This window comes from Pseudomonas putida (assembly GCF_003228315.1).
Lineage (GTDB): Bacteria > Pseudomonadota > Gammaproteobacteria > Pseudomonadales > Pseudomonadaceae > Aquipseudomonas > Aquipseudomonas putida_S.
Genome location: NZ_CP029693.1, coordinates 4,450,421 through 4,464,573, shown reverse-complemented (window position 1 = coordinate 4,464,573; position 14,153 = coordinate 4,450,421). Strand labels below are relative to the sequence as shown.

Below are 14,153 nucleotides of genomic sequence, written 5' to 3'. Positions count from 1 at the left end.
CCGGGCGCATAACGATAAGGATATTGCGTGGACGTACTGATGGGGTTGTTGGCCGCCTTGTTGTGGGGCGGTACGGATTTCCTGGTGGGTGTGAACGCCCGTGCGGTTGGCGTTAAACGTGCCGTGTATTTCGGCCAGGCGTTGGGCTTCAGCATCATGAGCCTGTTGTTGATCAGCTTCCCCGTCTTCATTCTGCGCGCCATGGCCGCGCCACTGGAAACCTGGTTGCTCGGGGTTGTCGCCGCAATGCTTACAGTGGCAGGCGCGCTGTCGCTGTCCAAGGCTTTCGCCCTCGGTAAAGCCTCGATCGTGGCACCGCTGGTCACTACTTACGGCGTGGTGACGACCCTGCTTTCCTGGGCCGCGGGTGAATACATCAGCCTGCTGCAATTGGCCTGTATCGCGCTCTGTGTAATCGGCGTGACCCTCTCCAGCATTCACTCCGAACCGCAAGTACCGCACACCGCTGAAGCGAGCAGTTCCATTGCCTTCGCACTGTTGGCGGCGGCTTTCTACGGCACCAGTTTCTGGCTGCAAGGTCGTTATGTGCTGCACGCCCTGGGGCCTGTGACGATGCTGTGGCTCGCGTACCTGATCGGCTTGATTGTGCTGGTGGCGATCGTCCTGAGAGTCGACGACGGCCTGAAAATCCCGCCGCTGAAAAACTGCCTGACGCTGACCGGTGCCAGCGTGATGAACCTCGGCGGCTTTTCGGCGTTTGCCTGGGGCGCGGTGGCTGGCTCCGTCTCGGTGGTGACGGTGATCAGCACATTGTCGGGCGGGATCGCGGCGATCCTGGGCTTTATGTTCTTCAAGGAGCGGCTGGCGAAAGTGCAGGTGCTGGGGGTCATGCTGGTGCTGGTCGGGGCGTTTATCCTGCACCTGAAGACCTGAAACGTCGCGCACAAAAAAGCCGCCCCGAGGGGCGGCTTTTTCATGGCTTCAAACCAAAGCTTACAGCTTTGGACCCGCAGCCTTGATCGCATCGCTCACGTCGAACTTCTTGAAGTTCTCGATGAACAGGCCGGCCAGTGCTTTGGCGGCTTCGTCGTAGGCGGCTTTGTCGGCCCAGGTGTTGCGTGGGTTCAGCAGGCCAGTCTCAACGCCCGGAACGGCCTTTGGCACGTCGAGGTTGATGGTGTCCAGGTGCTCGGTCTCGGCACCGATCAGAGCGCCGCTCTGGATCGCTGCGATCACGCCACGGGTGGTCGGGATGTTGAAGCGCTTGCCGACGCCGTAACCACCGCCGGTCCAGCCGGTGTTGACCAGGTAAACCTTGGAGCCGAAGCCGTTGATGCGCTTGATCAGCAGCTCAGCGTATTCGCCAGCCGGACGCGGGAAGAACGGTGCGCCGAAGCAGGTGGAGAAAGTCGACTTGATACCGCTGCCCGAGCCCATTTCGGTCGAACCGACCAGCGCGGTGTAGCCGGACAGGAAGTGATAGGCCGCCTGCTCGTTGTTCAGGATCGACACCGGTGGCAGTACGCCAGTCAGGTCGCAGGTCAGGAAGATCACAGCATTCGGCTCGCCGCCCAGGTTCGCTTCGGAACGTTTGGCAACGTGCTCCAGCGGGTAGGCCGCGCGGCTGTTCTGGGTCAGGCTGACATCGGCGTAGTCGGCGTGCTTGGCATCGTCGATCACGACGTTTTCCAGTACAGCGCCGTGCTTGATGGCTTTCCAGATGACCGGCTCGTTCTTCTCGGACAGGTCGATGCACTTGGCGTAGCAGCCGCCTTCCATGTTGAAGACAACGCCTTCGCCCCAACCGTGCTCGTCGTCACCGATCAGGTAACGGCTTTCGTCGGCCGACAGGGTGGTCTTGCCGGTACCGGACAAACCGAAGAACAGGGTCACGTCGCCTGCTTCGCCGATGTTGGCGGCGCAGTGCATTGGCAACACGTCGGCGGCCGGCAGCAGGAAGTTCTGCACGGAGAACATGGCTTTCTTCATTTCACCGGCGTAACGCATGCCGGCGATCAGCACTTTCTTCTGTGCGAAGTTGATGATCACGCAACCATCGGAGTTGGTGCCATCACGCTCAGGCACGCACTCGAAGTTGGCAACGTTCAGGATCTGCCACTCTGCACGGCCAGCCGGGTTGTACTGCTCCGGGTTGATGAACAGGCAGCGGCCGAACAGGTTCTGCCAGGCCGTCTGGGTGGTCATCTTCACAGCCAGGTAGTGCTCGTCGGCGGCACCTACGTGAACGTGGGAAACGAAGTGCTCCTGCGCGTTGTTGAATGCTTCAACACGAGCCCACAGGGCATCGAACTTGTCGGCCGGGAACTTGCGGTTGATCGGGCCCCAGGCGATAGCGGCCTGAGTGCTCGGCTCTTCAACAATGAAGCGATCGACTGGCGAACGGCCGGTACGGTGACCGGTACGAACCACCAGTGCGCCGGTATCGGCAAGCTCGCCCTCACCGCGATTCAGGGCTTCTTTTACCAGATCATCAACACTCAGATCGGTGTACACGGCGTTATTGGCTTGCGTCATGAGTTTCCCCGTCGGCCAGTGGCCGAGTGTGCTCCAAACGTTTTGTAGTAGAAAGTCGTGCACTACTACCGCGAAAAAAGTGGCCCGGATTATGCCAGAAATGCCCAAAAAGAGTAGGGCCCTCCCGTCGTAACGGCGTTATTCCGGCACTGGCCAGTGAATTTACCTGCGCTGAACCGTTTTAGTGACGGGTATCTGACGGCGTATCGACACCCGCTCCGGCGAACAATTGAGCGACATCGGCCGCATCGAACAGGTATTGCTGGTTGCAGAACTGGCAGTCGATTTCGATATGACCACCGTGTTCGACCACCAGGTTTTGCGCGTCTTCCATTCCCAGACTGACCAGGGCATTGGCCGAACGTTCGCGGGAGCAACTGCAGCGGAAGCGCAGTTTCTGCACATCGAACAGGCGAACCTGCTCTTCGTGGTAGAGACGATGAAGAACGGTTTCGTTATCCAGACTCAACAGCTCATCGACAGTCAGCGTCCCGGTCAGCGCAGACAGGTGCTGCCAGTTGGCGGCGCGCTCTTCCTCGTCCTTGATGCGGTCGGCAGGCAGTTGCTGCAACAGGATGCCCCGGGCACGACGGCCATCGGCGCAGAGCGTGATGCGCGTGCCAATCTGCTGGGACATGACGAAGTAGTTGGTGAAGCACTCGGACAGGTTCTCGCCGTCGAGATCAACGACACCCTGATAGCGCTGGCCCTGCCGTGGGTCGATGGTCAAGGTCAGCGAGCCATCCGGCATCAGGTCGGACAGGGTCGCATCGGGCGCGATGCGGTCCGCCTCGTAACGGGCCAGGCCACGGATGTCGCGCTCGCTGGAGCACTCGATCATCAGCAGCGGGATCGGGCCTTCGGAGCGGGCCTGGAGGATCAGCAGCCCATCGAACTTCAGGGTGCCGACCAGCAGCGACGCGGCCGCCATCAGTTCGCCGAGCAGTTGCGCGACCGGCTCCGGATAGGCGTGCTTGGCGAGGACTTCGGCGTAGCTGAGTTCCAGCGAAACCATTTCGCCACGGGTGTCGCTGTCATCGAAGATGAAGCGTTGAGTGAAGTCGGTATCCGGTAGGTCGGTCATAAGTCTGAGTATCTGAATGGTGAAAGATGGAATTCAACGCCGCTGACGCCGCAGGCCCTCTTTATGGCCCATGGGGTCGGGTGCCGTAGCGATATTCGACGAGCGGCTGGTTTTTGCTCGTTACGCCGTTGGGGAATCCCCCGATATGGTTACTCGTCCGGACAATTGCAAGTAGGTCGCGGACAAAGGGCTCCAATTGCGCCTATTCGTTGCTGCTGCCGCGAAACTTGAACAGGTCCCGCCGCTGCTTCTTGCTCGGCTTGCCGTCGGTGCTCACCCCCAGGGCGCCGGCCTTGCGCTGGGCCGCCGCGGCTTCGCGTTTGGCGATGCTGGCCTCGGTTTCGGTGTACAGCGTCTGTGCTTCCGGCGCGCCGCGGCGCACGATCGACAATGCCTGGACCACTACCGTGCGCTCATCGAAACCGGTACGAATCTCGAACTCATCACCGATACGCGGCTCCTTGCCCGGCTTGCAGCGCTCGCCCCGGTGATGCACCTTGCCACTTTCGATCGCGGCCTTGGCCAGGGCGCGTGTCTTGTAGAAACGTGCAGCCCACAACCATTTATCGAGGCGGACTTTGTCGTCCTCTTCGTTTTTTTGTGCCATGGGATTTCCTCGTTCTGAAATATTGGTGAACTGTACTACCGTTCTGTCGTACGAAAAATTACGTGACCCCGGATTACAATGCCGACATTTCCTAACCTCCTTGGGAAACAGGAAATCGGGTCCGTAGATATCTGTCGCCTTTGAACCATTATTCTGCGTGAATACCGCGAATTCGGCCGCCTCTGGCCACCGCGGTTTCTACCGGTTGAGCAAATTTGAAGACATTTGACCATTTGACCGTTGTCGGTCTGCGCGAGTGGGTGGCGCTCCCGGATCTGGGAGTCGCGGGCCTGCGGGCAAAAATCGACACCGGCGCCAGCACCTCCAGCCTGCATGCCACCGACATCGAAGTATTCGACCGCGATGGCGAGCAATGGGTGCGCTTCACGGCGCACCTGGGCACGGTGGTGCAACTGCGTCACCGTCGCTGCGAAGCGCCGCTGGTAACAAAAAAAACCATCAAGAGCTCCAACGGTCACGCGCAGGTGCGATACGTGATCAGCACCACATTGGCCCTCGGTGATCGGGTCTGGCGGGTCGAGTTCACGCTCGCCTGCCGCAAATCCATGCGTTATCGCCTGCTACTCGGTTCCAAAGCCCTGATCGAAGGCCAGTTGGTGGTCAATCCGGGCATTAAATATGTACAAGACAAGCCGGTGTTCCCGGTATCTACCTCTTCCACAGGTGTTGCATGAAGATCGCTGTGCTGTCGCGTAACCCGCGTCTGTATTCCACCCGCCGCCTGGTCGAAGCCGGCATTGAACGCGGCCATGAAATGGTGGTGGTCGATACCCTTCGTGCCTACATGAACATCGCCAGCCACAAGCCGCAAATCCACTATCGCGGCAAACCGCTGGAAGGGTTCGATGCGGTGATCCCTCGGATCGGGGCATCCGTGACGTTTTATGGCTGCGCAGTGTTGCGCCAGTTTGAAATGATGGGTGTGTTTCCCCTCAATGAGTCGGTGGCCATTGCCCGCTCGCGGGACAAGCTTCGTTCGCTGCAATTGCTGTCACGCCGTGGAATCGGCCTGCCGGTGACCGGGTTCGCCCACTCCCCCGACGACATTCCCGACCTGATTGCGATGGTCAACGGTGCGCCGTTGGTCATCAAAGTGCTGGAAGGTACCCAAGGTATTGGCGTGGTGCTGTGCGAAACCGCGACGGCGGCGGAATCGGTGATCGAGGCCTTCATGGGCCTCAAGCAGAACATCATGGTTCAGGAGTACATCAAGGAGGCCGGCGGCGCTGATATTCGCTGCTTCGTGGTGGGCGACAAGGTGATTGCCGCGATGAAACGCCAGGCCAAGCCCGGCGAGTTTCGTTCCAACCTGCATCGCGGCGGCAGCGCCAGCCTGATCAAGATCACGCCGGAAGAGCGCATGACCGCCTTGCGCGCAGCGAAGGTCATGGGCCTGACGGTAGCGGGCGTGGATATCCTGCGCTCCAATCACGGACCGCTGGTGATGGAAGTGAACTCGTCGCCGGGTCTTGAAGGCATCGAGACCACCACGGGCAAGAACGTGGCGGGGATCATCATCGAGCACCTGGAGAAGAATGGTGGGCCGAACATGACCCGGACCAAAGGGAAGGGTTGAAGCAAAAGATCGCAGCCTGCGGCAGTTCCTACATGGGAATGCGTACCCTGTAGAGCTGCCACAGGCTGCGATCTTTTTTAGCCGTTAAACCGCATCCCGCGGCAACATCAAACCCAGCGGCAACCTGACCCGAGCTTCCAGCCCTCCGCCCTCACGGTTGCGCAATTCAACATTGCCGCCATGCATCGAAGCAATCCGCTTCACAATCGCCAGGCCCAACCCCGTACCCTTGCCACCCCGGGCACGATCGCCACGGGTGAAGGGGTTGAAGATCGCTTCCAGTTCCGCCGGATCGATGCCGGCGCCACGGTCCATCACGCTCAACACCACATAGGGAGCGGCAGTGTCACCGGAGACGTAAGCGGCCACTTCCACGCCACTGCCCGCGTGGTGCAACGCATTGCCGATCAGGTTGTTCAGCAACCGCTTCATCGACACCCGACGCAACGGAAACGGCTGGATCGGCTCCAGCCGCAGGTGCACTTTTTCTTCCATCTGGTTGTACGGTGCGGCGACTTCGCGGACCAGATCGCTCAGGTCCACCTCCTCGACCGACTCATCACGGCCATCGCGGATAAAGGCCAGGAATTGGTCGAGGATCGCATCCATGTCTTCGATATCGCGGACCATGTCGTCCGTCAGGTCGCTGCGATCGCCCATCAGCTCCAGTGACAGGCGCAAGCGGGTCAGCGGCGTACGCAGGTCATGGGATACCCCGGCCAACATCAGCTCACGCTCGCGACCGGCCTGTTCGACATCTTCGGCCATCTGGTTGAAGGCGCGATACACCTCGGTCATCTCACTGGGCGTATCGCTGATCGGTAGACGCACGCTGCGACCCTGGCCGAGTTGCCGGGCGGCGTAGACCAGGCGTTTGAGGGGTTGGTTGAGCTGACTGACAAAGATCCATGCCGACGCTGTGGACAACAAACCGATGGCCAGGAACCAGCCCAGCACATTCCAGATTTTCTGACCACGCAGCGGATGCGGATACAACGGCACTTTCAGCCAGCCATCACCCAGGCTTGGCGCTCGCACCCACAATGCCGGAGGCGTGTGCATGCGCAATCGCACCTCGGTGTCGGCCCCCAGCTCGGCCTGCATCTGCCGTTGATAGATTTCGCTGTAAGGCCAATGTTGCTCGCCTTCCGGCACACCGGCCCCTACCACGCGAATCAAGGTGGCAGCTTCGGCAATCTTGTCGCGGTTGTTTTCATCCGCTGCCCAGTAGGCACGTAGCGTCAGGGCGACGCCGTGGCTGTACTGACGGTCCACCAGCACGTCTTCGTTCATCAACAGATAAACCAGGGTCAGTGCCTTGGAAAACAGAACGACGATGAGCACCAGCCAAAGGGTGCGGGAGAAGAAACTCTGAGGAAACCAAACCGGGGTTTTCATGGATAGGCGCTACACACTTGCAGGAACGAGCGATGCTCGCATATTGCAGGTCGCGAGTCTGCGGCCAAGGTCATCTGACCTTTCAACCGCCGACCCGCTCCTGCAATGGGCCGGTCACTTGGTGGCGGCGCCGTCCGGCACGAACACGTAACCCACGCCCCAGACGGTCTGGATATAACGCGGCTTGGACGGATCGGGTTCGATCATCCGGCGCAGGCGGGAAATCTGCACGTCGATGGAACGCTCAAGGGCATCCCACTCACGGCCACGGGCCAGGTTCATCAGTTTGTCGCGGGTCAGTGGCTGACGGGCATTCATCACCAGCGCCTTGAGTACCGCGAACTCACCGGTGGTGAGCATGTGCACTTCTTCACCGCGCTTGAGCTCGCGGGTTGCCAGGGACAGTTCGTAGTCACCGAAGGTCACGCTTTCGTCTTCGCTGCCCGGTGCGCCTGGCACCGGGGCCGACTGACGGCGCAGGACGGCCTTGACGCGGGCCATCAGCTCATCGGGATTAAATGGTTTGGCGAGGTAATCGTCGGCGCCCAGTTCCAGGCCCTTGATGCGGCTCAGCTCGTCGCCCTTGGCGGTCAGCATGATTATAGGGATCTGGTTGTTCGCACCGCGCAGGCGGCGGCAAGCGGTCAGGCCGTCTTCGCCGGGCAGCATCAGGTCGAGGACGACCAGGTTGAACACTTCGCGCGCCAGCAGGCGGTCCATTTGCTCAGTGTTCGGTACGGCACGGGCGCGGTAGCCCTTGCTGACGAAAAAACGCTCCAGCAGGCTGCTGAGGCCCGGGTCGTCGTCAACAATAAGAATTTTTTCGCCTTCAGCAATGTTTGCAGTGCTGCTCATTGGATGCTCCTTTTAGCTCGGCGCGCATTATGGCTTAGCTGCCGTTATACGCACCGTGTGCATTGTTAGCAGATTTTTCCTGTACCGCCAGAAAACCGGCCCCTGCACCTGCAGGCCGCGATGCCCCCGAATGACCGAACGCTGGTTATAATGCGCGGCCTTTTGTGTCAGGCAACGTCTGATCGTTACACCCGGTGGCCAACTTTTATTTTTCATGGCACTGGCAGTAATTGTTCGATTTCACGGGTCAACGGGATACCTTTTGATCCAGGCAGCGGTGCAGGCTAGACCGCTCAACCAGACTCGCCAGGGCCCTACGATGCACCTGCGAGCCTGCTTTCACAATTTGTCAGGTGGTTTTATGGACAGCATCAACAGCCGCATCGCCGAGGAACTCGGCGTACGCCCACAACAGGTCGAAGCGGCCGTCGCGCTACTCGATGAAGGCTCTACCGTTCCCTTCATCGCCCGTTACCGGAAAGAAGTGACCGGCAGCCTCGATGACACCCAATTGCGTCATCTAGAAGAGCGTCTGCGCTACCTGCGAGAACTCGACGAACGGCGCATCAGCATCCTTGCCAGCATTCAAGAGCAAGGCAAGCTGACCCCGCAACTTGAACGCGACATCAAGCTCGCCGACACCAAGACCCGCCTCGAAGACTTGTACCTGCCGTACAAGCAGAAGCGCCGCACCAAGGGCCAGATCGCCCTGGAAGCCGGCCTCGGCGAGCTGGCCGACGGTCTGTTCAACGACCCGAGCCTGACCCCAGAAACCGAAGCGGCACGCTTCGTCAACACCGAAAAAGGCGTCGCCGACGTCAAGGCCGCCCTCGAGGGTTCCAAGTACATCCTGATGGAGCGCTTCGCCGAAGACGCCAGCCTGCTGGACAAGTTGCGCAATTTCCTCAAGCAGGAAGCCATCCTCAGTGCCCGCGTGATTGCCGGCAAGGAAGAGGAAGGCGCCAAGTTCCGCGACTACTTCGAACACGACGAACCGCTGAAAACCATGCCGTCGCACCGTGCCCTGGCGATTTTCCGTGGCCGCAACGAAGGCATCCTCAGCTCCGCGCTGAAAGTCGGCGATGAACTGCCGGGCACCATGCACCCGTGCGAAGGCATGATCGGCCAGCACGTCGGCATCCAGAACCAGAACCGTCCGGCCGACAAATGGCTGGGCGAAGTGGTGCGCTGGACCTGGAAGGTCAAGCTCTACACCCACCTGGAAACCGACCTGCTGGGCGAACTGCGCGACGGCGCGGAAACCGAAGCGATCAACGTATTCGCGCACAACCTGCACGACCTGTTGCTCTCGGCTCCGGCCGGCCCACGCGCCACCCTGGGCCTCGACCCGGGCCTGCGCACCGGCTGCAAGGTCGCCGTGGTCGATGCCACCGGCAAGTTGCTGGATCACGCCACCGTTTACCCGCACGTGCCGCACAACAAGTGGGATCAGACCATCGCCATCCTGGCCGCCCTGTGCGCCAAGCATTCGGTGGACCTGATCGCCATCGGTAACGGCACCGCCAGCCGCGAAACCGACAAGCTGGCCATTGAGCTGATCAAAAAATACCCAGCCATGAAGATGACCAAGGTCATGGTGTCCGAGGCCGGCGCATCGGTGTACTCGGCATCGGAACTGGCGGCCAAGGAATTCCCGGACCTGGACGTGTCGATCCGCGGCGCGGTGTCGATTGCCCGTCGCCTGCAGGATCCGTTGGCGGAGCTGGTGAAGATCGATCCGAAATCCATCGGTGTCGGCCAGTATCAGCACGACGTGTCGCAACTGAAGCTGGCCCGTGGCCTGGACGCTGTGGTCGAGGACTGCGTGAACGCCGTTGGCGTGGACGTGAACACCGCGTCCGTGGCGCTGCTGGCGCGCATTTCCGGCCTCAATGCGACCCTGGCGCAGAACATCGTCAGCCACCGCGACGAGCACGGCGCCTTCAAGACCCGTGCTGCACTGAAGAAAGTCGCACGCCTGGGTGAAAAAACCTTCGAACAGGCCGCCGGCTTCCTGCGCGTCATGAACGGCGAAAACCCGCTGGACTCGTCTGCCGTGCACCCGGAAGCCTATCCGCTGGTGCAACGCATTGCCGCCGAGACCGACCGTGACATCCGCTCGCTGATCGGCGACGCCGCGTTCCTCAAACGCCTCGATCCGAAGAAATTCACCGACGAGACCTTCGGTCTGCCAACGGTCACCGACATCCTGCAAGAGCTGGAAAAGCCGGGCCGTGACCCGCGTCCGGAATTCAAGACCGCCGAGTTCCAGGAAGGCGTCGAAGACCTCAAGGACCTGGAGCTGGGCATGATCCTCGAAGGCGTCGTGACCAACGTGACCAACTTCGGTGCTTTCGTCGATATCGGCGTGCATCAGGACGGTTTGGTGCACATCTCCGCACTTTCGGAGAAGTTCATCAAGGATCCGCGTGAAGCGGTGAAGGCCGGCGACGTGGTGAAGGTGAAGGTCATGGAAGTCGACATTCCGCGCAAACGCGTGGGCCTGTCGATGCGCATGAGCGACACACCGGGCGAGAAAATCGATGGCGCTCGCGGTGCTCGTCCTGGCTCGGCGCCACGCCAGTCGCAGAACAACGCACCCCGCAAGGAAACCGCGACGGCGGCTCCGAGCAACAACGCCATGGCGTCGCTGTTCGCCAACGCCAAGCAGTTGAAGAAGCGCTGATGGACATCCCGGCCGGGTACACCGAAAGCGCGTTTTTCAAGCTGCTGGGTTGCCGTTTGCACAGCCTGGAAACCGGGGTGGCGCAAGTCGCCCTGGTGCTGGAACCTGAGCTGCGCAATCGCGCCGGCAAACTGCACGGCGGGGCCTTGTTCAGCCTGGTGGACATTGCCATGGGGCTGGCCTGCTCCAGCAGCCACGGCTTCGGCCAGCAGAGCGCGACCATCGAGTGCAAGATCAACTACATCCGCGCCGTCACCGACGGCGAGGTGATGTGCACGGCCCGGGTGATCCACCCGGGCCGTCGCGCCCTGGTGGTCGAGGCCGACGTCATGCAAGGCGACAAACTGGTCGCAAAAGCACAAGGCACGTTCGCTGTCCTGTAGCTAGTCGCCATCAATTTGAGGTAATTTCGGCGCTGTGACCGCAGCGCCGAATTTTCCTGTGGGAGCGAGCCTGCTCGCGAAGGCGGTGTGTCAGGTGACTTCAATGTCGGCTGACACTCCCTCTTCGCGAGCAGGCTCGCTCCCACAGGGAATTGCGGCGATCAGTCCGAAAACCAGGCGATAACGCCAGTTTTAACTTCACCCTTGTAGACCGTCCTGCCCACCCCCATATTGGGGCGACTGACGCGTGAAGGAATCCAACTTGAGCGAACTTCTCAACCGCCGCCTGGCCCTGCTCGGCGAGCGCGCTAACCTCTCTCTGCTCGAACAGTGCCTTCACGGCATCGAACGTGAATGCCTGCGCGTGACCGGCGAAGGTCGCCTGGCGCAAACGCCGCACCCGGAAGAACTGGGTTCCGCGCTGACCAATGAACAGATCACCACCGACTATTCCGAGTCGCTGCTGGAGTTCATCACCCCGGCCCTGACCGATCCGGCCGATACGCTGGCGAGCCTGGACAGCATTCATCGCTTTGCCTACAGCAAACTCGGCAACGAGTACCTGTGGAGTCCATCGATGCCGTGCCCGTTGCCGGCCGAGGAAGATATCCCGATCGCCTACTACGGCACGTCCAACATCGGTCAGCTCAAGTACGTGTACCGCAAGGGCCTGGCCCTGCGCTACGGCAAGACCATGCAGTGCATCGCCGGGATTCACTACAACTTTTCCCTGCCGGAAAAACTCTGGCCGTTGCTCAAGGCGGCTGAAGGTTTTGTCGGTACCGACCGCGATTTCCAGTCGTCGTCCTACATTGCCCTGATCCGCAACTTCCGCCGCTACAGTTGGCTGCTGATGTACCTGTTCGGTGCCTCGCCAGCGCTGGATGCCGGTTTCCTGCGCGGTCGCTCGCACCAGTTGGAACAACTGGATCCGGACACCCTGTACCTGCCGTACGCCACCAGCCTGCGCATGAGCGACCTGGGTTACCAGAGCAACGCCCAGGCCGGCCTGACGCCTTGCTACAACGATCTGGTCAGCTACACCGACAGCCTGCGCAAAGCGGTGGCCACACCCTATGCCCCGTACGTTGAAGTCGGCACGCACAAGGACGGTGAGTGGGTTCAGCTCAACACCAACATCCTGCAAATCGAAAACGAGTACTACTCCAACATCCGCCCGAAACGCGTGACCTATTCCGGCGAGCGTCCGATCCAGGCCCTGATGGCCCGTGGCATCCAGTACGTCGAAGTACGCTGCCTGGACATCAACCCGTTCCTGCCGATGGGTATCGACATCACCGAATCGCGCTTCCTCGACGCCTTCCTGCTGTTCTGCGCCCTGAACGACAGCCCGCTGCTGACCAATACCAGCTGCGGCAACGCCACCTCGAACTTCCTCAAGGTGGTCAAGGAAGGCCGGCGTCCAGGCCTGCATCTGCAGCGCGATGGCCAACCGGTAGACCTGAAGGAATGGGCCAGCCAATTGCTGGAAAACATCGCGCCGCTGGCCGCGCTGCTGGATCAGAGCCATGGCGGCGACGCTCACAGCAAGGCGCTGGATGCGCAGATGGCCAAGGTCAATGACCCGTCCCTGACACCCTCGGCCCAGGTCCTGGCGGCGATGGCCGAGCACAAGGAAAGCTTTGCCCAATTCTCCCTGCGCCAGAGCCAAACCCATGCGGAGTTTTTCCGCAGTGAGCCGCTGCCCGCCAACGTGCAGGCGACCTTTGAAGAGCGCGCGCGCTCGTCGCTGGCAGAGCAGGTGGAGCTGGAACAGAACGAAGTCGGCGATTTCGATGTGTTTGTCGGGGCGTATCAGGCGAGCATTCTGGCGATCAGCAACTGATCCCTTGAAGGTCCTGCGGACCTTATCGCGAGCAGGCTCGCTCCCACAGGTTATGAGTTATCCCTGTGGGAGCGAGCCTGCTCGCGATGACCGCGCAGCGGTCGCTCTAAAATCTTCCCCACATAAGCTAATTCGAAAAAGTTATTTATTTTCGAATTCTTAGATCATTTAGTCTCCTTTCACGCCGACTCTCGGTCGCCTGACAAGGAGCATCCCCATGAAATTCACTTTCCCCCTTCGCTTGCTGGCGGCCGCGTCCCTGGCTGCGGCGAGTTTGTTTGCCCAAGCGGCTGACGTCACCGTCGCCTACCAGACCACCGTCGATCCGGCAAAAGTCGCCCAGGCCGACGGCGCCTACGAGAAAGCCACCAAGGCCGAAATCAGCTGGCGCAAATTCGACAACGGCGCCGACATCATCGCCGCCATCGCCTCCGGCGACGTGCAGATCGGTTACCTCGGTTCCAGCCCGCTGACTGCGGCCATCACCCGCAAGGTGCCGGTGGAAACCTTCCTCATCGCCACCCAGATCGGCGCGGCCGAAGCCCTGGTGGCGCGCGACGGTTCCGGGATCAAGACGCCGCAAGACCTGATCGGCAAGAAGATCGCCGTGCCCTTCGTTTCCACCGGCCACTACAGCCTGCTGGCCGCGCTGAAACACTGGAACATCGACCCTTCCAAAGTCACCGTCCTCAACCTCGCCCCGCCGGCGATCATCGCTGCGTGGAAACGCGGTGATATCGACGCCACCTACGTTTGGGATCCAGCCCTGGGCGTGGCCAAAGAAAACGGCAAAGTGCTGATCACCTCCGGCGAGCTGGCCAAGTTCGGCGCGCCGACCTTCGATGCCTGGATCGTGCGCAAGGACTTCGCCGAGAAGCATCCTGAAATCGTCACCGCGTTTGCCAAAGTGACCCTGGATGCCTACGCCGACTACCGCAAGGACCCGCAAGCCTGGCTCGCCAACCCGTCCAATGTCGACAAGCTGGTGAAGCTCTCGGGCGCCAAGGCCAGCGACATCCCGCTGCTGCTGCAAGGCAACGTCTACCCGCTGGCGGCTGATCAGGTGGTCACCCTCGGCGCGCCAACCACCAAGGCCATCACCGACACCGCCGTGTTCCTCAAGGAGCAAGGCAAGGTCGAGGCCGTGCTGCCGGACTACGCGCCGTACGTCAGCGCCAAATTCATCAGCAACTGATCGGGA

Annotated in this window: 12 protein-coding genes; 7 read left to right on the top strand and 5 right to left on the bottom strand. The window is 60.9% G+C overall.

All coding sequences use genetic code 11. The features are described 5' to 3' along the window. Positions 1 to 39 precede the first annotated feature (39 nt). Positions 40 to 894 (top strand): DMT family transporter, encoded by an 855-nt coding sequence (locus tag DKY63_RS20930; protein WP_110967955.1) that lies wholly within the window; start codon positions 40 to 42, stop codon positions 892 to 894. A gap of 60 nt (positions 895 to 954) precedes the next feature. Here DKY63_RS20930 and DKY63_RS20925 read toward each other — a convergent pair whose 3' ends face one another. The 3 genes from DKY63_RS20925 to DKY63_RS20915 form a co-directional block, all read right to left on the bottom strand. Then, a complete protein-coding gene (locus DKY63_RS20925; RefSeq protein ID WP_110965826.1) occupies positions 955 to 2,496 on the bottom strand; it encodes a phosphoenolpyruvate carboxykinase in 1,542 nt (513 codons plus the stop codon). Between the two features lie 181 nt (positions 2,497 to 2,677). Then, positions 2,678 to 3,580, bottom strand: coding sequence for an Hsp33 family molecular chaperone HslO (hslO, locus tag DKY63_RS20920; protein ID WP_110965825.1), 903 nt, complete (start codon positions 3,578 to 3,580; stop codon positions 2,678 to 2,680). 202 nt (positions 3,581 to 3,782) lie between these two features. Beyond that, a complete protein-coding gene (locus tag DKY63_RS20915) occupies positions 3,783 to 4,187 on the bottom strand; it encodes an RNA-binding S4 domain-containing protein (RefSeq protein WP_110965824.1) in 405 nt (134 codons plus the stop codon). Between the two features lie 233 nt (positions 4,188 to 4,420). On the opposite strand from DKY63_RS20915, the gene DKY63_RS20910 reads away from it, so the two are divergent. After that, complete coding sequence (locus DKY63_RS20910; RefSeq protein ID WP_204354365.1) at positions 4,421 to 4,882, top strand: ATP-dependent zinc protease family protein; 462 nt, start codon at positions 4,421 to 4,423, stop codon at positions 4,880 to 4,882. After that, positions 4,879 to 5,784, top strand: coding sequence for a 30S ribosomal protein S6--L-glutamate ligase (gene rimK, locus DKY63_RS20905; RefSeq protein WP_110965822.1), 906 nt, complete (start codon positions 4,879 to 4,881; stop codon positions 5,782 to 5,784). Before DKY63_RS20910 ends, rimK begins: the two co-directional genes overlap by 4 nt. An 84-nt stretch (positions 5,785 to 5,868) precedes the next feature. Here the strand turns inward: rimK and DKY63_RS20900 are convergent, their stop codons facing one another. After that, a complete protein-coding gene (locus DKY63_RS20900) occupies positions 5,869 to 7,182 on the bottom strand; it encodes an ATP-binding protein (RefSeq protein ID WP_110965821.1) in 1,314 nt (437 codons plus the stop codon). Between the two features lie 114 nt (positions 7,183 to 7,296). Beyond that, a complete protein-coding gene (gene ompR / locus DKY63_RS20895; protein ID WP_020795794.1) occupies positions 7,297 to 8,037 on the bottom strand; it encodes a two-component system response regulator OmpR in 741 nt (246 codons plus the stop codon). A gap of 361 nt (positions 8,038 to 8,398) precedes the next feature. Between ompR and DKY63_RS20890 the strand changes: the two genes are divergently transcribed. The 4 genes from DKY63_RS20890 (at position 8,399) to tauA (ending at position 14,147) form a co-directional block, all read left to right on the top strand. Next, a complete protein-coding gene (locus DKY63_RS20890) occupies positions 8,399 to 10,723 on the top strand; it encodes a Tex family protein (RefSeq protein WP_110965820.1) in 2,325 nt (774 codons plus the stop codon). Next, positions 10,723 to 11,106, top strand: a complete 384-nt coding sequence (locus tag DKY63_RS20885; RefSeq protein ID WP_110965819.1) for a PaaI family thioesterase — start codon at positions 10,723 to 10,725, stop codon at positions 11,104 to 11,106. The genes DKY63_RS20890 and DKY63_RS20885 overlap by 1 nt, the downstream gene beginning before the upstream one ends. Positions 11,107 to 11,368: 262 nt before the next feature. Further along, positions 11,369 to 12,952, top strand: a complete 1,584-nt coding sequence (gene gshA, locus DKY63_RS20880) for a glutamate--cysteine ligase (RefSeq protein ID WP_110965818.1) — start codon at positions 11,369 to 11,371, stop codon at positions 12,950 to 12,952. A gap of 217 nt (positions 12,953 to 13,169) precedes the next feature. Next, positions 13,170 to 14,147 (top strand): taurine ABC transporter substrate-binding protein, encoded by a 978-nt coding sequence (tauA, locus tag DKY63_RS20875; protein WP_110965817.1) that lies wholly within the window; start codon positions 13,170 to 13,172, stop codon positions 14,145 to 14,147. Positions 14,148 to 14,153 lie beyond the last annotated feature (6 nt).